This is a genomic window from Shinella yambaruensis, assembly GCF_050859155.1.
GTDB lineage: Bacteria > Pseudomonadota > Alphaproteobacteria > Rhizobiales > Rhizobiaceae > Shinella > Shinella yambaruensis.
The window spans coordinates 705,398-725,201 of sequence record NZ_CP150639.1; the positions used below are offsets into that span (position 1 = coordinate 705,398).

At 66.1% G+C, this 19,804-nt stretch carries 21 protein-coding genes; 17 read left to right on the top strand and 4 right to left on the bottom strand.

What is annotated here, in order from left to right; all coding sequences use genetic code 11:
* The 10 genes from WMC41_RS25665 to WMC41_RS25710 all read left to right on the top strand — a co-directional run bounded on the left by WMC41_RS25665 (position 1) and on the right by WMC41_RS25710 (position 10,440).
* Positions 1 to 969 (top strand): DUF1839 family protein, encoded by a 969-nt coding sequence (locus tag WMC41_RS25665; RefSeq protein ID WP_432348784.1) that lies wholly within the window; start codon positions 1 to 3, stop codon positions 967 to 969.
* The gene (locus WMC41_RS25670) at positions 969 to 3,428 is read left to right on the top strand and encodes a glycoside hydrolase family 2 protein (RefSeq protein WP_432348786.1); all 2,460 of its coding nucleotides are present in this window, start codon (positions 969 to 971) and stop codon (positions 3,426 to 3,428) included. Before WMC41_RS25665 ends, WMC41_RS25670 begins: the two co-directional genes overlap by 1 nt.
* Before the next feature lie 199 nt (positions 3,429 to 3,627).
* Complete coding sequence (locus tag WMC41_RS25675; protein ID WP_432349346.1) at positions 3,628 to 4,410, top strand: ABC transporter substrate-binding protein; 783 nt, start codon at positions 3,628 to 3,630, stop codon at positions 4,408 to 4,410.
* A 74-nt stretch (positions 4,411 to 4,484) separates the two neighbouring features.
* Positions 4,485 to 5,135 carry an amino acid ABC transporter permease gene (locus tag WMC41_RS25680; RefSeq protein ID WP_432348788.1) on the top strand — a complete coding sequence of 217 codons (651 nt, stop codon included), beginning with the start codon at positions 4,485 to 4,487 and terminating at the stop codon, positions 5,133 to 5,135.
* Between the two features lie 2 nt (positions 5,136 to 5,137).
* Positions 5,138 to 5,797, top strand: coding sequence for an amino acid ABC transporter permease (locus tag WMC41_RS25685; protein ID WP_432348790.1), 660 nt, complete (start codon positions 5,138 to 5,140; stop codon positions 5,795 to 5,797).
* Between the two features lie 14 nt (positions 5,798 to 5,811).
* Positions 5,812 to 6,558 (top strand): amino acid ABC transporter ATP-binding protein, encoded by a 747-nt coding sequence (locus WMC41_RS25690; protein WP_244766631.1) that lies wholly within the window; start codon positions 5,812 to 5,814, stop codon positions 6,556 to 6,558.
* 46 nt (positions 6,559 to 6,604) lie between these two features.
* Positions 6,605 to 7,975: an aspartate aminotransferase family protein gene (locus WMC41_RS25695; RefSeq protein WP_432348792.1), complete on the top strand. Its 1,371-nt coding sequence runs from the start codon at positions 6,605 to 6,607 to the stop codon at positions 7,973 to 7,975.
* Positions 7,976 to 7,984: 9 nt separating this feature from the next.
* Positions 7,985 to 8,914 (top strand): 3-keto-5-aminohexanoate cleavage protein, encoded by a 930-nt coding sequence (locus tag WMC41_RS25700; protein WP_432348794.1) that lies wholly within the window; start codon positions 7,985 to 7,987, stop codon positions 8,912 to 8,914.
* Positions 8,915 to 8,923: 9 nt separating this feature from the next.
* Entirely contained in the window at positions 8,924 to 9,415 is a 492-nt protein-coding gene (locus WMC41_RS25705; protein ID WP_432348796.1) for a GNAT family N-acetyltransferase, read from the top strand.
* On the top strand, positions 9,412 to 10,440 hold the full coding sequence (locus WMC41_RS25710; protein ID WP_244766104.1) for a histone deacetylase family protein: 1,029 nt from the start codon (positions 9,412 to 9,414) through the stop codon (positions 10,438 to 10,440). The genes WMC41_RS25705 and WMC41_RS25710 overlap by 4 nt, the downstream gene beginning before the upstream one ends.
* Before the next feature lie 98 nt (positions 10,441 to 10,538).
* Here the strand turns inward: WMC41_RS25710 and WMC41_RS25715 are convergent, their stop codons facing one another.
* Positions 10,539 to 11,495: a LysR family transcriptional regulator gene (locus WMC41_RS25715; RefSeq protein ID WP_064333299.1), complete on the bottom strand. Its 957-nt coding sequence runs from the start codon at positions 11,493 to 11,495 to the stop codon at positions 10,539 to 10,541.
* 89 nt (positions 11,496 to 11,584) lie between these two features.
* On the opposite strand from WMC41_RS25715, the gene WMC41_RS25720 reads away from it, so the two are divergent.
* Complete coding sequence (locus WMC41_RS25720; protein ID WP_432348799.1) at positions 11,585 to 12,022, top strand: acyl-CoA thioesterase; 438 nt, start codon at positions 11,585 to 11,587, stop codon at positions 12,020 to 12,022.
* A gap of 19 nt (positions 12,023 to 12,041) precedes the next feature.
* Here the strand turns inward: WMC41_RS25720 and WMC41_RS25725 are convergent, their stop codons facing one another.
* Positions 12,042 to 13,016, bottom strand: a complete 975-nt coding sequence (locus WMC41_RS25725) for a threonine ammonia-lyase (RefSeq protein WP_244766106.1) — start codon at positions 13,014 to 13,016, stop codon at positions 12,042 to 12,044.
* Positions 13,017 to 13,524: 508 nt separating this feature from the next.
* Between WMC41_RS25725 and WMC41_RS25730 the strand changes: the two genes are divergently transcribed.
* Both WMC41_RS25730 and WMC41_RS25735 read left to right on the top strand, forming a co-directional pair.
* Positions 13,525 to 14,061 carry an NUDIX hydrolase gene (locus WMC41_RS25730; RefSeq protein ID WP_432348801.1) on the top strand — a complete coding sequence of 179 codons (537 nt, stop codon included), beginning with the start codon at positions 13,525 to 13,527 and terminating at the stop codon, positions 14,059 to 14,061.
* A 211-nt stretch (positions 14,062 to 14,272) separates the two neighbouring features.
* Positions 14,273 to 14,479, top strand: coding sequence for a hypothetical protein (locus WMC41_RS25735; protein WP_244766108.1), 207 nt, complete (start codon positions 14,273 to 14,275; stop codon positions 14,477 to 14,479).
* Positions 14,480 to 14,667: 188 nt separating this feature from the next.
* Here WMC41_RS25735 and WMC41_RS25740 read toward each other — a convergent pair whose 3' ends face one another.
* Entirely contained in the window at positions 14,668 to 14,835 is a 168-nt protein-coding gene (locus WMC41_RS25740) for a hypothetical protein (protein ID WP_432348803.1), read from the bottom strand.
* Between the two features lie 108 nt (positions 14,836 to 14,943).
* Positions 14,944 to 15,630 carry a GntR family transcriptional regulator gene (locus WMC41_RS25745; RefSeq protein WP_244766110.1) on the bottom strand — a complete coding sequence of 229 codons (687 nt, stop codon included), beginning with the start codon at positions 15,628 to 15,630 and terminating at the stop codon, positions 14,944 to 14,946.
* Positions 15,631 to 15,887: 257 nt separating this feature from the next.
* Here WMC41_RS25745 and WMC41_RS25750 point away from each other — a divergent pair, with 257 nt between their 5' ends.
* Genes WMC41_RS25750 through WMC41_RS25765 form a run of 4 tightly spaced genes read left to right on the top strand, consistent with a single transcriptional unit; the run spans position 15,888 to position 19,786 of the window.
* Positions 15,888 to 16,988 carry an ABC transporter ATP-binding protein gene (locus WMC41_RS25750; RefSeq protein WP_432348806.1) on the top strand — a complete coding sequence of 367 codons (1,101 nt, stop codon included), beginning with the start codon at positions 15,888 to 15,890 and terminating at the stop codon, positions 16,986 to 16,988.
* Between the two features lie 2 nt (positions 16,989 to 16,990).
* Entirely contained in the window at positions 16,991 to 17,914 is a 924-nt protein-coding gene (locus tag WMC41_RS25755; RefSeq protein ID WP_244766111.1) for an ABC transporter permease, read from the top strand.
* On the top strand, positions 17,907 to 18,710 hold the full coding sequence (locus WMC41_RS25760) for an ABC transporter permease (protein ID WP_244766112.1): 804 nt from the start codon (positions 17,907 to 17,909) through the stop codon (positions 18,708 to 18,710). The genes WMC41_RS25755 and WMC41_RS25760 overlap by 8 nt, the downstream gene beginning before the upstream one ends.
* 35 nt (positions 18,711 to 18,745) lie before the next feature.
* Positions 18,746 to 19,786 carry an extracellular solute-binding protein gene (locus WMC41_RS25765; RefSeq protein ID WP_432348809.1) on the top strand — a complete coding sequence of 347 codons (1,041 nt, stop codon included), beginning with the start codon at positions 18,746 to 18,748 and terminating at the stop codon, positions 19,784 to 19,786.
* Positions 19,787 to 19,804: the final 18 nt, after the last annotated feature.

Below are 19,804 nucleotides of genomic sequence, written 5' to 3' on the forward strand. Positions count from 1 at the left end.
ATGGCCGCCGTCTTCCCCGGGGCCGACCCCGAGACCTGGCGGCCGCACGCGCTGCACGACGCGGAGCGCATGTGGCCGGAGACGAATTGCTACGTCGACCTCTGGATCGAGGTGCTGAACGCCTTCGGCGCCGCACCCGAGGCGATGCTCGGCTTCTCCCTGACCCAGGATTTCGAGAGCGACCAGTTCACCTTCTTCAAGGTCCCGCTGGAAGACCTCGAAAGCCTGTACGGCATCCGCTGCACGGAACTCGCCATCTTCGACAGGGTTGAGACCCATGTCGCAACGCAGATCGCGCGCGGCCGCCTCTGCCTCGTCGAGATGGACAGCTTTTACATGCCGGACACCCGCGGCGTCGCCTATGGCCAGGAGCATGGCAAGACGACGGTGGCGATCAACCGGCTGGACCCTGAAGGAAAGCGGCTCGATTATTTCCACAATGCCGGCTTCTTCCGGCTGGAGGGGGAAGATTTCGACGGCCTGTTCCATCTGAATGACGGCCCCGACGACCTGCCTTTCCTGCCCTATACGGAATTCGCCAAGTTCCCGGAAAAGCGGCCGGATGAAACCCATCTGCGCCGCGAGGCGAAACGTCTGCTTGCCGCGCATTTCGCCCGCCGCCCGGCGGAAAACCCGGTGGCCGCCTTCGCGACGCTCTTTCCGAGCCAGGTGGAAGTGGTGGCCGATCGTCCCTTCGGTTTCTTTCACAAATATGCCTTCAACACGCTGCGCCAGCTCGGCGCCAATTTCGAGCTTGCCGGCTCCCATCTCGACTGGATCGCCCCGGACGGCAGGCTCGCGGAGGCCGCCGATGCCGCCCGGAAAATCTCCGAGACGGCGAAGTCCGTGCAGTTCCAGCTCGCCCGCGCCGTGACGCGCCGCAGGTTCGATCCGCTGGCGAGCGCGCTTAATCCGGCTGTCGAGGCCTGGGACCGGCTGATGGCAACGCTCGCCGCCCGCATCGGCTGATGGAGGACCGGATGCCCGCGATCGGAAGGCCCCTCTCCGGCGGCTGGCGCATGGTGCTGACGCCGGCCGGTGCCGCCGCGGACCCGGCGGCGCTCGAAAGCCTTTCCGGTTTCATCGAGGCTCCCGTGCCGGGCACGGTCGCCGGGGCGCTGGAGCGCGCCGGCCGCTTCGACCGCACGGCGCCCGACCCGCTCGACCATCTCGATGCCTGGTACGTGCTCGACCTCGCCGGCGAGGCACCGGGCGACGCCGTGCTGCATTTCGACGGTCTCGCCACGATCGCCGAAGTCTGGTGGAACGGCGCGCTCGTCCTGTCCTCCGACAGCATGTTCGTGCGCCACGACCTTCCTGTCATGCTCGCCGGCGACAACCGCCTCGCGCTCTGCTTCCGCGCGCTGAAGCCGCATCTGGAGAAACGCGGCCCGCGTGCGCGCTGGCGGCCGCAGATGATCACGCCGCAGGGGCTGCGCCTCGTGCGCACCACCCTGCTCGGCCGCATGCCGGGCTGGTGCCCCGAAGTCCACGCCGCCGGCCCCTGGCGGCCCGTCCGCCTCTCGCGGCCCATGCCGGCCTTGCCGTGCGACGTCCAGCTGGCCGCCCGCCTCGACGAAGACGGCGCCGGCCGGCTCGATGTGCGTTTTTCTCTCGACGGAACGGCTCCGCCCATCCTCGAATGCGCCGGGGTCACCGCCGTGGCCGTGCCCGACGGCGAGGGCCGGTTCCGCGCAAGCCTTGCCATTCCCCGTGTCGAGGCCTGGTGGCCGCGCAGCCATGGCCGGCCGGCGCTGCATGAGGTGGCCTTGATTGCGGGCGGACAGCGCCATGCGGTCGGCCGCACCGGCTTCCGCCGCATCGCGATCGATCGTGGCGCGGATGGCCGGGATTTCGCGCTCTCCGTCAACGGCGTGAAGATCTTCTGCCGCGGTGCGGTGTGGACCAGTGCCGACATCGTCGACCTGCCGGGCGATCGCACACGATACGCTCCGCTGCTGCGGCTGGCGGCCGAGGCTGGCATGAACATGCTGCGCATCGGCGGCACCATGGCCTATGAGACGCCGGATTTCTTCGCGCTTTGCGACGAACTCGGCCTGATGGTCTGGCAGGATTTCCAGTTCGCCAATTTCGATTACCCGGTGAGCGATCCGGCCTTTGCCGACAAGGTGCGGAAGGAAGCCGTCCAGTTCCTTGAGGCGACAGCCGCCTCGCCGTCGCTTGCCGTTCTGTGCGGCGGCAGCGAGATCGACCAGCAGGCGGCGATGCTCGGCCTGCCGGAAGCGGCCTGGGCCGGGCCGCTGACCCGGGAGATCCTGCCCTCCGTCGCCGCGGCCCGTCGGCCCGATGTGCCTTATGTGGAGAACTCCCCGGGCGGCGGCGCCATGCCCTTCTCGCCGAATGCCGGCGTGACGCACTACTACGGCGTCGGCGCCTATTGCCGGCCTCTGGAGGACGCGCGCCGTGCGGCGGTCCGTTTTTCCGCCGAAAGCCTCGCCTTCGCCAATGTGCCGGAACAGGCGACGCTCGACGCACACCTGCCGGTGCCCGCCGTGCATGACCCGCGCTGGAAAGCCCGTGTGCCGAGAGATCGCGGCGCCTCCTGGGATTTCGAGGATGTGCGCGATCACTATCTCGGCCTGCTCTACGGCCTTGAACCGGCGCGGCTGCGCCGCGAGGAACCGGCCCGCTACCTCGACCTTTCGCGCGCCGTCGTCGGCGAGGTGATGGAGGCGACCTTTGCCGAATGGCGCCGCGCGGAAAGCCCATGCAACGGCGCGTTGGTATGGACCTTCCAGGATCTCCTGCCCGGCGCCGGCTGGGGCATCGTCGACGCGACGGGCTTGCCGAAATCCGCCTGGCACGCGCTGCGCCGCGCCTTCCGGCCATTGCAGATCACGCTCAGCGACGAAGGCACGAACGGGCTCGACATACACGTGCTGAACGACGGGCCGGACGAACGGCATCTGGTGCTGGAGCTCTCCTGCCTGCGCCACGGCCGGCAGCCGGTCGTCTCCGGCCGCAGGGAGATGACGCTTTCCCCGCATTCCGCCGAGACGCTGCCGGCAACCGCGCTCTTCGGCGCCTTCTTCGACACGACCTACGCCTTCCGCTTCGGCCCGCCGTCCCATGACGTGACGGTCGGACGGCTCGTCGATGCGGGCGGGACCACCGTCGCGGAAGCCTTCCATTTCCCCCGCGGCCGCGCGGCGGCGATCTTTCCCGCCGTCCTGACGGCAGTCCTCCGGCAGGATGCGGAAGGCTGGCTGCTCGACCTCTCGGCCGACCGCTTCGCCCAGTCGGTCGCCATCGAGATCGACGGCTTCCTGCCGGCCGACAACTGGTTCCATCTGGCGCCGGGCGGCGTGAGAAGCGTCCGTCTTCTGCCTTGCGCCGGCACCGACCCCCTGGCGCGGCCGAACGGCACTGTCCGCGGTATCGGCGCCGAGGCCGTCATATCCATCTGAGCCTTAGAACGGGCGGCCGTTCCTGCTGCGCGCCCGCGCCAAGGCTATCGCGACCGGCATGCCGATCGAATCATTCTTCGTTTCTATGAAATGCATTTCATATATCTATTTGCGAAATGCATCGGCTTGCCGGCATATTTTCCCTTGAGGGCGTCATTGCTCCGGCGGTGATCCTGCACCAACAAGGGGAACAATCATGTTGAAGACCATCCTGTCCTATGCCGTGGCCACGGGCCTTGCCTTTTCCGTTCTCGGGACGCCGCTTGCCGCGAGCGCCGACGATCTCGAGACCATCAAGGCCGCGGGCGAATTCAAGTTCGCCAACAGCGGCGCCTATCCGCCCTTCAGCTTCGTCGACGACAGCAACCAGACGGTCGGCTTCGACGTTGATATCGGCAACGAGATCGCCAAGCGCCTCGGGGTGAAGGGCGCCGGCGTCAGCACCGCCTGGGACGGCATCATCGCCGGCCTGCTTGCCGGCAAGTACGATTCCGTCATCGGCAGCATGACCATCACCCCGGAGCGCGAAAAGGCCGTCGATTTCGTCGGTCCCTATTACAAGTCGGGCCGCGGCGTCTTCGTCACCGAGGGATCCGAGATCAAGTCGATCGACGACCTGAAGGACAAGACCATCGGCGTGACGCTCGGCGAGACCCACGAGAAATGGGCGCGCGAGCGCGGCGGCTGGGAAATCCGCACCTACAAGGGCCTGCCGGAACTCTTCCTCGAATTGAAGGCCGGCCGTATCCAGGCGATGATCGTCGATGCCGTGCCGGTGTCGATCGCCGTCAAGGAGACGGGCGAGAAGGTCGCCAAGCTCGACGTGCCGGAATTCGCCGGGACCGAGGACAAGATCGGCATCGCCATCCGCAAGGGCAATCCGGAGCTGAAGGCCGCCATGCAGAAGGCGCTCGACGACATGATGGCCGACGGCACCTACGAGGCCATCGCCATGAAGTGGGTCGGCGCAGACATCCGCTGATCTCTCCCCGCCCATGAAAGGGCCGGCCCGGCAGGAGACTGCCGGCCGGCTGACCGATCGTCGAGGATCCGGCAATGGATATCGCACTCATCGGCCGCATTTTCCCAGTCTTCGTCCAGGCGGCCTGGACGACCGTCGAGCTCTCCCTGCTGTCGCTTGCCCTCGGCCTTGCCGTGGCGGCGCTTGTCGCGATGCTCCGCCTCTCGCATGTCGCGGCCCTGCGCTTCGCCGGCGCGGCCTATGTCAGCGTCTTTCGCGGCACGCCGGCGCTCATCCAGATCTTCCTGCTCTATTTCGGCGGGCCGCAGGTCGGCATCCAGCTCGACCCCTTCGCCGCGGGCGCCATCGCGCTCGGCCTCAACATCGCGGCCTATATGGCCGAATCGATCCGCGGCGGCGTGCTCTCGGTTGATCGGGGGCAGATGGAGGCGGCGCGCTCGCTCGGTTTCGGCGAGGGCCAGTCCATGCGCTGGATCGTGCTGCCGCAGGCCGCCAAGCTGATGATCCGCCCGCTCGGCGTCAATGCCGTGGCGCTGGTCAAGGGCACGGCGCTCGTCGCCACCATCTCGGTGGTGGAACTCACCTATACGGCGCAGCGCTTCATCGGCTCCACCTACAAGCCGTTCGAGATCTTCGCGGTGACGGCGGTGCTCTACATGATCATGGTCTACGGCCTGACGCTCCTCGTCGACCGTCTCGACCGCGCCTATGCCGGGGAGGCGTGAAGATGCAGGGTCTCGATTTCAGCATCGTCCCCGAATACTGGCCGCTGATCGGCAAGGGCCTGTGGTGGACCGTCGTCATCTCCACCGCCTCCGCCGTGCTCAGCGTTCTCGCCGGCATCGGCTTTGCCCTTCTCGTGCTCTATGCTTCGCCGGTCGTGCGCTATCCGGTGCGCCTCTTCATGTGGCTCTTCATGGGCACGCCGCTGCTCCTGCAGCTCTTCCTCATCTATTTCGGCCTCGTGCAGGTCGGCATCGACATTCCGGCCATCTGGTCGGGCATCGTCGCCCTCAGCCTGCATTTCGCCGTCTACAATGCCGACATCTTTCGCGCCGGCATTGCCTCGCTCGACAAGGGGCAGACGGAGGCGGCGCGCTCGCTCGGCTTCGGCGCCTGGCGGACGCGGATCTACATCGTCGTGCCGCAGGCGGTGCGGGGTACGGTGCCCGCCGTCGGCAACATGATGATCGCGCTCCTGAAGGAATCCTCCATCGTCTCGATGATCGGCATCGCCGAACTGGTGCACAGCGCCCAGCTCGTCATCAGCGAGACCTACCGGCCCTTCGAATTCTACCTGACGGCCGCCGCCCTCTATTATGGCCTCAATCTCATCCTCGAAGCGGTCCTCAGGGGGATCGAACGGAAAGTGGAGCTTTCGCGATGAACGATACCCGTCCGATGATCGAGGTGCGCGGCGCCAGAAAGTTCTTCGGGCCGCTGGAGGTGCTGAAGGGCATCGATTTCAGCGTGGCGCGCGGCCAGATCGTCGCCGTCATCGGCCCGAGCGGTTCGGGCAAGAGCACGCTGCTGCGCTCGATCAACCATCTCGAAACGCTCGACGGCGGCGAGGTATGGCTCGATGGTGTACAGGTAAATCAAAAGCTTGACCGTCGTTCCTTCGAGCGGCACATCAATGGTGTGCGCCAGCAGATGGGCATGGTGTTCCAGCACTTCAACCTCTTCCCGCACCTGAGCGTCGCGGAAAACATCACCATCGCCCCGATCAAGCTGAAGGGCATGGCGAAGGCCGAGGCGCGGGCGCTCGCCCTGAAGATGCTCGACAAGGTGGGCCTTGCCGACAAGATCGACGCCTTCCCGGCGCGCCTTTCGGGCGGGCAGAAGCAGCGCGTGGCGATCGCGCGGGCGCTCGCCATGCAGCCGAAGGTCATGCTCTTCGACGAGGCGACCTCGGCGCTCGACCCGGAGCTGGTGGACGAGGTCAACCTCGTCATGAAGCAGCTGGCGAGCGAGCACATGACCATGGTCATCGTCACGCACGAGATGCGTTTTGCCGCCGAAGTCGCCGACCGGGTGATCTTCATGGCCGACGGCGCAGTGGTGGAGGAGGGCAGCCCGGCCGAGCTCTTCCGCAATCCGAAGCAGGAGCGCACCCGCAGCTTCCTGAAGAAATTCCTCAACGGCTAGGATTTCCCGGCCGCTGAAAACCGCATCCTCCTGTCATGGATCGATCATGAGCCAGCACCAGACCGCGACGGGCGAACGCCCGGCATCCCACCTCTTCTACCAGTCCCGCATGCGCCGGCCGCTCGCCGACCGGGCAGAGGGCATCTACATCTGGGACGAACATGGCCGGAAGGTCATCGACGGGTCCAGCGGGGCGATGGTCGTCAATATCGGCCATTCCAACCGCAACGTGCTCGACGCCATGAAGCGCCAGATGGACAAGGCGACCTTCGCCTATCGCCTGCATTTCGAGAACCAGCCGGCGGAAGACCTGGCGCGCCGCCTTTCCGGCTACATGCCGGAGGGCCTCGACCGGGTGTTCTTCGTTTCCGGCGGTTCGGAGGCGGTGGAATCCTGCCTGAAGCTCGCGCGGCAATGGGCGCTCGCCACCGACCAGCCGGAGCGCTGGAAGGTGATCTCGCGCTTCCCCTCCTATCACGGCTCGACCCTCGGCGCGCTCGCCGTCACCGGTTATGACGCGCTGAAGAAACCCTTCCTGCCGATGCTGCGCGACATGCCGCACATCAAGGCACCCACCGCCTATCTCGACCGCGACAACTTCTCGATGGAGGAGCGCGGCATCCGCTATGCCGACATGCTGGAGGAGAAGATCCTGGAGGAGGGGGCGGAAAGCGTGCTCGCCTTCATCATGGAGCCGATCGGCGGTGCCTCAACCGGTGCGCTCGTCGCGCCCGACGGCTATTATCCGCACATCCGCGAGATCTGTGACAAGTACGGCATCCTGCTGATCCACGACGAGGTGATGAGCGGGGCCGGCCGCACCGGCCGCTATCTCGGCGGCGACCATTGGAATTGCCGGCCCGATATCGTCGCCCTCTCCAAGGGCCTCGGCGCCGGCTATTGCCCGCTCGGCGCGATGATCGCCCATTCGCGGCTGGTGAAGCCGGTGCTCGACCGCGGCGGCTTCGCCCATGGCTACACCTATGCCGGCAACCCGCTTGCCTGCGCCGCCGGCCTTGCCGTGCTCGAAGAGATCGAGCGGCAGGATCTGCTCGGCAACGCCACCCGCATCGGCGCGCTTCTGAAGGCCGAACTGGAGGGCCTTGCCGAACGCTACCCGTTCATCGGCGACGTGCGCGGCAAGGGCCTGCTGCTCGCGGCCGAATTCGTCTCCGACCGCAAGACCATGACGCCGTTGCCCAAGGCATTGGAGGCGCACCAGCGCGTCGTCGACATCGCCTATGAGCGCGGCCTCATCATCTATTCGCGCCGCACGCGCGGCGGCGTCGAGGGCGACCATTTCCTCGTCTGCCCGCCGATGATCACCACCGAGGCTCAGGTCGGCGAGATCGTGACGATCCTCGATGCGACGCTGGCGCAGCTCGCCGGCGAACTTTCGCTGCCGGTCGGCAGATAGGAGCCGGCCATGAAATCGAACAAGGTCATCATCACCTGCGCGGTGACGGGCTCGGTGCACACGCCCTCCATGTCGCCCCATCTGCCCTACAAGCCCGAGGACATCGCGTCCGAGGCGATCGCGGCGGCGGCGGCGGGCGCCTCTATCCTGCACCTGCACGCCCGCGACCCGGAAGACGGTCGCCCGACGGCCGACCCGAAGGTTTTCATGCGCTTCCTGCCGGTCATCAAGCAGGCGAGCGATGCGGTGATCAACATCACCACCGGCGGCTCCTCCGTCATGACGCTGGAGGACCGGCTGGCGGCGGCGCTCGCCGCCGAGCCGGAAATGTGCTCGCTCAACATGGGCTCGATGAATTTCGGCCTCTACCCGATGCTCGACCGGCCGCGGGCATGGAAACATGCCTGGGAGCCCGAGCTCCTGGAGGCGACGCGCGGCACGATCTTCCGCAACACCTTCGCCGATATCGAGACGGTCCTCAAACGCCTCGGCGAAGGCTGCGGCACGCGTTTCGAGTTCGAATGCTACGATGTCGGGCATCTCTACACGCTCGCCCATTTCCGCGACCGCGGGCTCGTTCCCGGCACGCCCTTCATGCAGTTCGTCTTCGGCGTGCTCGGCGGCATCGGCGCGGATCCGGAAAACCTCGTCCATATGAAGCGCATCGCCGACAAGCTGTTCGGCGAGGACTACCGTTTCTCGGTGCTTGCCGCCGGGCGCAGGCAGATGCCGATGATCACCATGGCGGCGACCATGGGCGGCAGCGTGCGCGTCGGCCTGGAGGACAGCCTTTTCGACGGCCGCGCGCTTGCGGCCTCGAATGCCGATCAGGTACGACGCATCCGTGCGATCCTCGAGGGCCTTTCGCTGGAGGTCGCGACGCCGGACGAGGCGCGCGCCATGCTCGGCCTCAAGGGCGGCGATCGCGTCGCATTCTGAGGAGGGGACATGCAGGACGACATCACGATCCGGCCGGCCGTCGCGGATGACGCGGAGACCATCCACACGGCCCTGAAGACGATGGCCGTGGACATGGGCGCGGAGGCGAAGTTCGTCTCCACCGTCGAGGACGTGCGCCGCCATGGTTTTGGCGAAACGCCGGCCTTCGAGGTGCTGATCGCCGAGGCGGGGGCGGCGTTTGCCGGCCTGTGCCTGGCGTTTCCGAGCTTTTCCACCTGGATGGGCGAGCCCGGCCTCTATGTTCAGGACCTCTTCGTCGCCGATGCCTTTCGCGGACGGAGGATCGCCGAGCGGCTTTTGCGCGCCACCGCGCGGCGCGGCCGGGCGCGCGGCGCCCATTACATGCGCCTGTCGGTCGATGTGGACAATCTCCGCGCGCAGGGCCTCTACGATCGCCTCGGGATCCGCCATTCCCGCAGCGAGCAGATCCACATGATCAAGGGCGCGGATTTCGACGCATTCGCCGAGGGAGAGCCATGAAGACCTTTTTTGCCGAAGAACAGAAACGCCACGATCCGAGCTTCTTCCTCTCCAGCGGCGCGCCGCAGCCGAACCCGGAGCAGCCGGAACGCGTCGAGCGCCTGCTGGCCGGCGCGCGGGCGGCGGGCATGGAGATCGTGCGGCCGAAGGACCACGGCCTCGCGCCGGTCTCCGCCGTGCACACGCCGGAATACATCGATTTCCTGGGCCGCATCCACGAGCGCTGGCAGCGCATCGAGGGCGCCTCGGCCGAGGTCATCCCCAACATCCACCCGATCGCCCGCACCGGCAGCTACCCCGCCTCGGCGGTCGGACAGGCCGGCTATCACATGGCCGATACGTCCTGCCCGATCTCCGAGCATACCTTCGAGAGCGCGCGCTGGAGCGCCTCCACCGCCGTTTCCGCCGCCGAGGCCGTCATGGCCGGCGAGAGGTGGTCCTATGCCCTCTGCCGCCCGCCGGGCCACCACGCCTTCCGGGATGTCGCCGGCGGCTTCTGCTTCTTCAACAATTCCGGCATCGCCGCCCAGCACCTGCTGCGGCAGGCAAAACGCGTCGCCATCCTCGATGTCGACCTGCACCACGGCAACGGCACGCAGGGCATGTTCTACGAGCGCGCCGACGTGCTGACGGTCTCGATCCATGCCGATCCGGTGCGCTTCTACCCCTTCTTCTGGGGCCATGCCGACGAGCGGGGGGAGGGGCTCGGCCTCGGCTACAATCTCAACCTGCCGCTGCAGCGCAAGTCCGGCGACGACGTCTATCTGGAGGCGCTGGCCGCCGCCATCCGCCGGGTCGAGGCCTTCTCGCCCGACGCGCTCGTCGTGGCGCTCGGCCTCGATGCCTTCGAAAAGGATCCGTTCGGTGGCCTCTCGGTCTCGACGCCGGGTTTTGCGCGCATCGCGGAAGTGATCGGGGCGCTGCGCCTGCCGACAGTCATCGTGCAGGAGGGCGGTTATCTCTGCGACGCGCTTGGCGACAACCTGACGGCCTTCCTTGCCGGTTTCGGTGCGAGAAACGGCTAGGGCAATTCCAGCAAAAGTGCGAAGCGGTTTTGCGTCCGGAATTGCGTGAAAACAAACAGATAGAGCGTTTTCCCGATTCGGGGAAAAGCGGAAATGCTCTATGCGGGATAGGTCCTTTGCGCGAAGGGTATCGTGGCGATCGCCTGGCGCAGTTCGGCAAGCAGGATCGTCTCGGCCCGGCTGCGGCGGGCCGTGCCGTCATAGACGAGGTGCACGTCGATGACCGGCGGATCCTCATAGGGCGGCAGGCGCCAGAGGCGGCCGGCGCGCACGTCCTCCTCCACCACATGGATCGGCAGCGGCCCGAAGCCGAATCCGGCGATGATCAGCCGCTTGACCTCCTCCAGATGCGAGGAAGTGCCGACGGTCTGGCCCTCGAACCCCTCCTGCTGGCGCAGCAGCGCGACGGGCCAGAGCGCGCCGGACATCTGGTCCGTCTTGAAGGAGACGTAGGGCTCCTGGCGCAGCGCCTGCAACGGCAGGTCCGCCACGCCGAACAGCGGATGCCGCGCGCCGCAGAAATAGCCGAAGCTCTCCCGGTAGAGCACGTCGTATTCGAGCTTCGGATGCCGCTCCTGCATCAGGCAGACGCCGAAACCGGCATCGCGGTTGAGCACGGCGGCCATCACCTCCTGGCTGGAGGCGACGGAGAGCGACAGCGTGACCTGCGGAAAGGTCGTATGGAAGCCGGCCAGCACCTCGTCGAGGAACGGGCAGACGACATGGCTTGCCAGCGCGATCTCGATATGGCCGGTAAGGTCGCCGGGCTGCTCCTCCATCTGCTGCGGCAGGCCGGAAACGATCTCGAACAGCGCGATGCACTCGCTGAACAGCCGCTGCCCGGCCGGCGTGACGGCGAAATGCGAGGCGTTCCGCTCGACGAGCCGGCAGCCCATATGGGTTTCCAGCCGCTTCAGCGCATTGCTGACGGTCGGCTGTTTCAGGGAGAGCTTTTCGCCCGCCGCCGTCAGTCCGCGCTCCTGCACGATCACCATGAAGGTCCTGAGCAGGTTCCAGTCGATTTCCCAGACGAAACGCCGTCTTTGCCGCGCCATGTGCATTCCCCGGAATTATGCTTCGGGCGGCAACTATTGCATGCGCCTATCGGGCGTCAAAGGGTTCAACCGGACAAAGGAGATCCGCCGTGCCGCTTCTGACCTATCAGGGCGTCGTCTATCCCGCGCAGTGCGATGCGATGGGGCATATGAACGTGCAATACTACATCGCCGCCTTCGACCAGGCATTCTGGCATCTCATCGCCGCGGCCGGCTATTCGGCGACGTGGATTGCCGAGCGGCAGGAGGGCTGGGCGGACCGCCGCTACGAGATCGATTTCCGCCGGGAGCTGCCGGTCGGCAGCCTGTTCGAGGTCCGCAGCGCCGTCGTGAAGGTCGGGCGCACCTCGCTCACCACCCGCCACCGGCTGACGAACAAGGCGGACGACCAGCTTTGTGCCGAGCTTGTCGTCGTCTCGGTCTATTTCGACCTCGCGCGACGGGAGGCCCGCCCCCTGCCGGAGGTGCTTCTGAGCGGGGTTCGTCCCCTTGCCGAGACGGATAGGGATGGCCCTGACGGCGTATAGCTGAAGGACGGCCGCGCCCTCAGCCGAAGCGCCGGAGCGCCGCGGCGAACAGGTCCGTATCGACATTGCCGCCGGAGGTCACGGCAATCACGGCATCCCCTTCGATCGCGGCGCCGTGGAACAGCGCCGCCGCAAGGGCGACGGCTCCGCCGGGCTCCACGACGATCTTCAGCCGCTTGAAGGCGAGCGCCATGGCGCGCAGCACCTCCTCCTCCGTCACGGCGATGCCGGACCCGGCCAGGCGCTGCAGAATGGGGAAGGTGATCCTGCCCGGTTCCGGCGTGACGATCGCGTCGCAGATCGAGCCCGTCATCGTGGCGTTCCGCACGATCTTTCCGGCCGCCAGCGAGCGCGTGGTGTCGTCGAAACCTTCCGGCTCGCAGGGGCGCACGGTGAAGCCCGGCGCGGTGGCCTCGAGGGCCAGGGCGATGCCCGAGCTCAGCCCGCCGCCGCCGCAGGGCACCAGCACGTCGGCTGTCGTTATGCCTTCCTCTTCCGCCTGCTCCGCTATTTCGAGGCCGGTCGTGGCCTGGCCGGCGATGACCAGCGGCTCGTCGAAGGGCCGGATCAGCGTCAGGCCGCGCTCTTCGGACAGCCGCGCGCCGATGGCGTCCCGGTCTTCCGTGCCGCGGTCGTAGAGAACGACCTCGGCCCCGAAGGCGCGGGTGTTCTCGATCTTCAGCTTCGGCGCGTCGGAGGGCATGATGATGACGGATGGAACGCCGTGCCGCGTGGCGGCGAGGGCGACGCCCTGGGCATGATTCCCCGACGAGAAGGCGATCACGCCGCGCGTGCGCACCTCCGGCGCCAGCCCCGAAAGGGCGGACCAGCCGCCGCGGAACTTGAAGGAGCCGGTGTGCTGCAGGCATTCCGCCTTCGCGAAGACGCGCCGCCCCGCCATCTCGTCCAGGAAGGGCGAGGACAAGAGCGGCGTCCGCCGGGCATGGCCCTGCAGGCGGGATCTGGCGGCGACGATCATTTCGATGGATGTCATGGAGCAGGCTTTCGGCTGATGCGGTACCCGTTTCATAGAATGCCGCCGCACGCTTGAGAATGTCCGTTCTTGTCATGGTGACAGGAGCGTCCGCGCCTCGAACGGCACCATGCAGCAGAAGGACGCACCCTCTTGAAATTGCCGCATTGAACGGCCAATTGCAGGTCATGTGCATGGAAACGTCCGTCAGAATTTCGAGGCTTCGCGATCAAGCGCGCTCCCTGACCCGGAGCCGGCTGTCTTGACCCTGTAACGCCGCCGCAGATCCCGCCGCTCCGGGAACCCACACGATCCAACAGTGCGGTTCATGTCGTCTCGCCCTTGCGGCGTTCCGATGGAGCATATCCATGTCCTTGCCTCACTCCCCCAGAATCTGCCTCACCTGCGACCGGCATCTCCCGCGCGCGGCCAGCCGCTGCCCCTGGTGCAGGGCGCCCGTTCTCGTGCGTGCCGCCTCCGGCGTCCGCCGCACGGCAGCGTTCTTGCGGCCCGGCGGGGGGAGGGGATGATGAGCGGCGCAACGTGTATCAGCGCCCCTGCCGCGCAGGCCGGCGGTCCCGACGAATTGCAGCAGGTCGGGGTGCTTCCCTGGCGCCTTCGGCGCGACGGCGAGCCGAAGATATTGCTCATCACCTCGCGCAGGCGAGGGCGATGGATCGTGCCCAAGGGATGGCCGATGCGGGGGCGTTCGGCGGTCGCTGCGGCGTCCCGGGAGGCCTTCGAGGAGGCCGGCGTCATCGGCGATATCTCGCCTTCGCCCGTGACCTTCTACCGCTACATGAAGGCGCTGGACGACGGCTCGGAAGTTCCCTGCCACGTCACGGTGTTCGGCATGAAGGTGCGCGGCACGCTGAGCCATTGGCGCGAGAAGGGGCAAAGGCAGCGCCGCTGGTTCTCCCTCGCCGCGGCGGCCGACCGGCTCGGCGACGCGGAGCTTGCCGCCTTCGTGAGGACGCTCGATGGCGCGCCGGAGGCGCTGCGGCCGTTCGGCTCGTTTGGCGGGCGGAAAGATTCGCCCGGCGAACCGCGGGCCGGTGGACGGTGAGGTAGCGCGATGGTTTCGCCACGCCCGGCCCGCCGCGTTGCGCGACGTCCTTTCCGCAGGACCGCCGCCGACTGCTGACGGCCTGGCGCTGCTGACTGCGAATGCAAGAGCGGTGCCAGGATATCGCCTTCCGTCCCAAGATGAAAACCTGTCGAGCAAGGCCGGCCGCATCCCTGCGCCGCCGCCTGCTCCTATTCGGAAAGAGCCAGACATGCGCTTTCGATACAGCCATACATTTCCCATCAGTGGCCCGAACAAGCTGCCCCGTTTCAAGCAATGGGCGGCCGAGAACCTGCCGGGCATCGCCTTCTCCCTGCCGCCACAGGTCCCGGTGAAGAGCACGGCCCTGACGGTGCGCCTGCAATCCATCGAGGATCGCAACGCGCTGACGGAAAAGCTGGTCGGCGCCAGCTTCTAGCGGCATGAGAGGCGGCGAACGATGGCCTTGGCGGCATCGTTCGCCGCCTCTCTTCCTCAAGCGTCCGGTCATGTTGCCGCGGAGGCTAAGGATGTGCGCCGATGGTTCCATAATTCAGCTTATGCAACTTCCATATGCTGCCGGGTGGGATCGAGAAGGACGCGGACGAGTGGAAAAAAGCGGAAACACTAGACGGACTGCGGGGCGATGAACTGGTAGTAGGCCCAGACGAGCGCGACCGCGACGAGGACGGCGATCCAGATCAGGCCCCTCTTCGGTGGCGGCGCCTTCGGCTTGTTCTTGTCGTCCTGCTGCGGCTTCCGGCGTTCGAATTTCAGAACATTGTTCTCGTTCATGGCATCCTCCGGTGCGCAGGCGTGGCGGTCGCCGAGAGCTTTACCGGCGATTTGCCCCTTTCGGCAAGCGCCCCCGAGGAAGATCATGGATGGGGTCGTCCGGCGGGGTCACACCGCCCTTCCCCCGACGCCCATCTGCTCGAAATGCTTGTGGCCGAGATGGCCCGTGCCGTCGCGGATGTCCGCGGCGATCGCGGCCTTGAGCGCCTCGGGGTTGCGCGCGACGATGGCGGCGAGCGCCTCGGCGTGGCGGTCGATCTGGTAGGTGGTCGACAGGGTCTCGCCCGCCCGGCGCATGAAGGGGGCAAGGCGCAGCCAGAGGGATTCGATCAGCGGCAGCATCACCGTGCCGGGCCGTGCCTCGTAGAGGCAGCGGTGGAAATCGAAATTCGCCTCCACGAGGCGGCCGAAATCGCGCCGCGCCAGCGCCTCGTCGGCCTGCTGGTCGAAGGCGCGAAGACGGGCGAGCCGTGCCTCGTCGATGAAGGGCATGGCGCGTTCGGCGGCCCGGGTTTCGAGCGCGATCCGCGCCTCCAGCACCTCCTCGAAGCGCTGCGGATCGAGATCCGGCACGCGGACGCGGCGATTGTCGAGCAGTTCCAGCGCCCCGTCGGCGACCAGCCTGTGCAGCGCCTCGCGCACCGGCATGGCGCTGACGCCGAGGGTTTCGGCCAGCCCGTTGATCGTCACCGGATCGCCCGGCTCGAACTGGCCCGTCATCACGGCCCGCCGCAGCACGCGGTAGACCCATTGCTTGGCGGATTCGGACGCTTCGCGACCGGCTGCAACCAGCATGCTGAAACCCTCCCGTCTGTCGACCCGGTCTATGCCGGCTTATCGTCTCCGGGCTGAATTTTGCGGCCCTTGCACGCAGGGCGGATAAAGTCGCAAAGCTCAAAATGGCCCTTTACAGATTTGATCAAATTATGATTTGTTGTGATCATAAGCAAGTCAAGCCTATCACATAAGAGCCGTGATCAGCGGCCGGACAGAGGACAGCCGGCGCTCTGGGCGGAGGAAGCTCGGGACGCCGGACGATAAACGGGGAACCGATGACTGAGACCCGAACGACCGCGGCCCATGGCGGCGCCATCGGCATGCATGGCATCAAGAAATGGTTCGGCAATTTCCAGGCCGTCGACGACGTGACGCTGGATATCCGGTCGAACGAGTTCTTCACCCTTCTCGGCCCGTCCGGCTGCGGCAAGACCACGCTCCTGCGCATGATCGCCGGCTTCGAGCTGCCGACCGAAGGGCAGGTCCTGCTCGACGGGGTGGACATTTCCAGCCTTCTGCCGAACCAGCGGCCGGTCAACACGGTCTTCCAGAACTACGCTCTCTTCCCGCACCTGACGGTGGCCGAAAACATCGGCTTCGGCCTCAAGATGCTCGGCAAGCCCCGGTCGGAAATCGACAGCGTCGTCAAGGACATGCTGAAGCTTGTTCATCTGGAAGGACGCGGCGGCAACCCGGTCACGCAGCTTTCCGGCGGCCAGCAGCAGCGCGTGGCGCTCGCCAGGGCACTGGCGCCGCGGCCGAAGGTGCTCCTGCTCGACGAGCCGCTTTCCGCGCTCGACCTGAAATTGCGCAAGTCCATGCAGATGGAGCTGAAGCGCCTCCAGACCGAAACCGGCATCACCTTCGTCTTCGTCACGCACGACCAGGAGGAAGCGCTCACCATGTCCGACCGCATCGCCGTCATGTCGACGGGCACGGTGCGCCAGGTGGGCTCGCCCTGGGACATCTACGACCGCCCGGCCGAGCGTTTCGTGGCCGACTTCATCGGCGAGACGAATTTTCTGGAAGCCGAGGTCGTCGCGGTTTCCGGCGACCGGGCGCGCGTGCGGCTCTCCTCCGGCGCGGAGATTCCGGCGACCTTCCCGGCGGACGTGACGCCGGGCGGCAAGGTGACGGTCGTCATCCGTCCCGAACATGCCCAGGTCGGAGCCCCCTTGCCCGCCTCGGTGCTGCGCGGCATCATCCGCGAGATCGTCTATCTCGGCACGGACACGCATTTCCACATCCGCCTCGAGGACGGCACGACCTTCACCGTGCGCCAGCAGAATGCCCGCAGCGGGTCCTGCGGCTTTTCCAAGGACGAAGCGGTCGGCATCAACCTCAGCGACGACGTCGCCCAGATCCTGAGGGACTGACGATGAGCGGCGCACAGGAAGCCGCTCTGGCGGCGCAGAAACAGGATATCCGCTCCCGCTGGCTGCTCAGCGCGCCGGCCCTGCTCATCATCTTCTTTGCGGCGGTCGGCCCGCTGCTCGTGATGCTGCTCTACTCCTTCATGGCGAAGGGCGACTACGGCGATGTCAGGTTCGGGGAGTTCTCGCTCGAGGGCTGGGTCTCGGTCTTCTTCCAGCGCGACATATTCGACGACACGCTCGGCCTTGCGGATGCGCATCTGTCGATCATCTGGCGCTCGCTCCAGCTGTCGTTCTTCACGACGCTCCTCACCCTGATCCTCGGTTTTCCGACCGCCTACTTCATCGCGACGCGTCCGCCGCACACCCGTGAGATCTGGGTCTTCCTCGTCACGATCCCGTTCTGGACCAACCTCCTGATCCGCACCTTCGCCATGCAGCAGGTCATCCGCAACGAGGGCCTCCTGAACAATGCCCTGATCTGGCTCGGCGTGATCGATTCGCCCTTGCAGATCATGTATACGGACACGGCCAACCTGCTCGGCATGACCTATGTCTACCTGCCGCTCATGGTGCTGCCGCTCTATGCCTCGATCGAGAAGCTCGACTTCCGGCTGGTGGAGGCGGGATACGATCTCTATGCGAGCCGCCTGCAGGTCCTGCGCCGCATCGTGATCCCGCTGGTCAAGCCCGGCATCATCGCCGGCTCCATCCTCGTCTTCATCCCGTCGCTCGGCGCCTATGTCATTCCGCGCGTGCTTGGCGGCGGCAAGAACATGATGCTCGGCAACCTCATCGAGATGCAGTTCGGATCGGGCCGCAACTGGCCGCTCGGCGCCGCCATGTCGATCACCCTGATGGCCCTGGTGATGGTCGCGCTGATCTTCTACGTGCGCAATGCCTCGCGCGGAGGTTCGAGCCATGTTTAAGTCGCATTTCGACATCCGCTCGCAGCCCGGCTTCGGGTTCATCACCCTCTTCACCTTCTTCGCGCTCTACCTGCCGATCGCCGCGCTGGTCATCTACTCCTTCAACGGGGCGGAATCCCTGTCGCGCTGGGATGGGTTCTCCGCGCGCTGGTTCGTTGCGGCCTGGCAGAACGCGGCCGTTCAGGACGCGGCCATCCGGTCGCTGATCATCGCGATCTGGGCGGCCTTCCTCGCCACGATCGCTGCCACCATGGCGGCCCTTGCGACGACACGCACGACGCCCTATCGCGGCCTCACCTTCAAATATGCGCTGATCAACCAGCCGCTCATGGTGCCGGAGATCGTCACGGCCGTGGCGCTGCTCATCGTCTTCTCGCGCATCAAGGTCTGGACCGGCTATTCGGGCCTCGGCTACCTGGTCGTCGCGCACACCGCTTTCTGCATCCCCTTTGCCTACCTGCCCATCCGCGCCCGGCTGGAGAGCATGGACCTGACGCTGGAGCGGGCGGCGGCCGACCTCTATGCCACGCGGTGGCAGACCTTCCGGCACGTGACCCTGCCCCTGCTGCGCCCGGCGGTCATCGCCGGCTTCATGCTGGCTTTCGTCATCTCGCTGGACGACGTCGTCATCACGGAATTCGTGAAATCCGGCGGACAGGACACCCTGCCGACCTATATGCTGGGACAGCTCCGGCGCGAGACGACGCCCGAGATCAATGCCATCGCCACGGTCTTCCTGGCGCTTTCGACGGCGCTCGTCGTGGTCTTCTTCTTCATCAACCGGAAAAAACAGTGATCATCTCGACGAACAACGACAGAGAGGAACAGAGAATGAAAACGAAATGGATGACGACGACAGCAACGGCGGCGATTGCCATGCTGTTTGCGGCGAATGCCGCTTCGGCGGCCGGCCAGCTCAACATCTACAACTGGGGCGACTACACCAATCCGGAATTGATCAAGAAGTTCGAGGAGAAGTTCGACGTCAAGGTCACGGTCACCGACTACGATTCGAACGACACGGCGCTTGCCAAGGTCCGCGCCGGCGGCCACGGTTTCGATGTCGTCGTGCCCTCGGCGAACTACGTGCAGATCTGGATCAAGGAAGGCCTGCTGCAGGAAGCCCGGCCGGACCAGATGGAGAACTTCAAGAATGTCGACGAGCGCTGGGTCGACGTGCCGTGGGATCCGGGCCGCCACTATACCGTTCCGTGGCAGTGGGGCCTGACCGGCATCGGCGTCAACACCTCGGTCTACAAGGGCGACATCAACACCTCGGCGATCTTCCTCGATCCGCCGGAGGAGCTGGCCGGCAAGATCAACGTGGCGCCGGAGATGAACGACGTCCTCTTCGCCACGATCAAGTATTTCGGCGGCGACTGGTGCACGACGGACAAGGACGTCCTGCGCAAGGTCCGCGACAAGCTCGTCGAGGCGAAGACCAAATGGCTCGCCATGGACTACAGCGTGACGGAGAAGCTGCCGGCCGGCGACTATGCCGCCGTCTACTACTGGAACGGCGCCATCATGCGCTCGCGCATCAAGAACGCGGACATCAAGTTCGGCTATCCGAAGGAGGGTTTCCCCTACTTCATGGACAGCGTCGCGCTCCTGAAGGACGCGAAGAACGCCGAGAACGCCAAGCTGTTCATGAACTTCATCATGGATCCGGAGAATGCGGCCCTGATCTCCGCCTTTGCCAAGTATTCCAACGGCATCAAGGGTTCGGAAAAGTTCCTGCCGGCGGAAATGCAGGATGCGCCGGAACTGGTCGTGCCGGCTGAATTCCAGCCCGCGGGCGAGTTCCTCGCAAGCTGCGAGCCGGACGTGCAGCAGCTCTATACCAGGATCTGGACCGAACTGCAGAAGTAAGCGGCAAGGCCGCAAGGA

Coding starts and splice junctions, on each gene's coding strand:
- WMC41_RS25665 (WP_432348784.1), top strand. CDS start 1: ATGGCCGCCGTCTTCCCCGGGGCCGACCCCGAGACCTGGCGGCCGCAC.
- WMC41_RS25670 (WP_432348786.1), top strand. CDS start 969: ATGGAGGACCGGATGCCCGCGATCGGAAGGCCCCTCTCCGGCGGCTGG.
- WMC41_RS25680 (WP_432348788.1), top strand. CDS start 4,485: ATGGATATCGCACTCATCGGCCGCATTTTCCCAGTCTTCGTCCAGGCG.
- WMC41_RS25685 (WP_432348790.1), top strand. CDS start 5,138: ATGCAGGGTCTCGATTTCAGCATCGTCCCCGAATACTGGCCGCTGATC.
- WMC41_RS25690 (WP_244766631.1), top strand. CDS start 5,812: ATGATCGAGGTGCGCGGCGCCAGAAAGTTCTTCGGGCCGCTGGAGGTG.
- WMC41_RS25695 (WP_432348792.1), top strand. CDS start 6,605: ATGAGCCAGCACCAGACCGCGACGGGCGAACGCCCGGCATCCCACCTC.
- WMC41_RS25700 (WP_432348794.1), top strand. CDS start 7,985: ATGAAATCGAACAAGGTCATCATCACCTGCGCGGTGACGGGCTCGGTG.
- WMC41_RS25705 (WP_432348796.1), top strand. CDS start 8,924: ATGCAGGACGACATCACGATCCGGCCGGCCGTCGCGGATGACGCGGAG.
- WMC41_RS25710 (WP_244766104.1), top strand. CDS start 9,412: ATGAAGACCTTTTTTGCCGAAGAACAGAAACGCCACGATCCGAGCTTC.
- WMC41_RS25715 (WP_064333299.1), bottom strand. CDS start 11,495: ATGGCGCGGCAAAGACGGCGTTTCGTCTGGGAAATCGACTGGAACCTG.
- WMC41_RS25725 (WP_244766106.1), bottom strand. CDS start 13,016: ATGACATCCATCGAAATGATCGTCGCCGCCAGATCCCGCCTGCAGGGC.
- WMC41_RS25730 (WP_432348801.1), top strand. CDS start 13,525: ATGAGCGGCGCAACGTGTATCAGCGCCCCTGCCGCGCAGGCCGGCGGT.
- WMC41_RS25735 (WP_244766108.1), top strand. CDS start 14,273: ATGCGCTTTCGATACAGCCATACATTTCCCATCAGTGGCCCGAACAAG.
- WMC41_RS25740 (WP_432348803.1), bottom strand. CDS start 14,835: ATGAACGAGAACAATGTTCTGAAATTCGAACGCCGGAAGCCGCAGCAG.
- WMC41_RS25745 (WP_244766110.1), bottom strand. CDS start 15,630: ATGCTGGTTGCAGCCGGTCGCGAAGCGTCCGAATCCGCCAAGCAATGG.
- WMC41_RS25750 (WP_432348806.1), top strand. CDS start 15,888: ATGACTGAGACCCGAACGACCGCGGCCCATGGCGGCGCCATCGGCATG.
- WMC41_RS25755 (WP_244766111.1), top strand. CDS start 16,991: ATGAGCGGCGCACAGGAAGCCGCTCTGGCGGCGCAGAAACAGGATATC.
- WMC41_RS25760 (WP_244766112.1), top strand. CDS start 17,907: ATGTTTAAGTCGCATTTCGACATCCGCTCGCAGCCCGGCTTCGGGTTC.
- WMC41_RS25765 (WP_432348809.1), top strand. CDS start 18,746: ATGAAAACGAAATGGATGACGACGACAGCAACGGCGGCGATTGCCATG.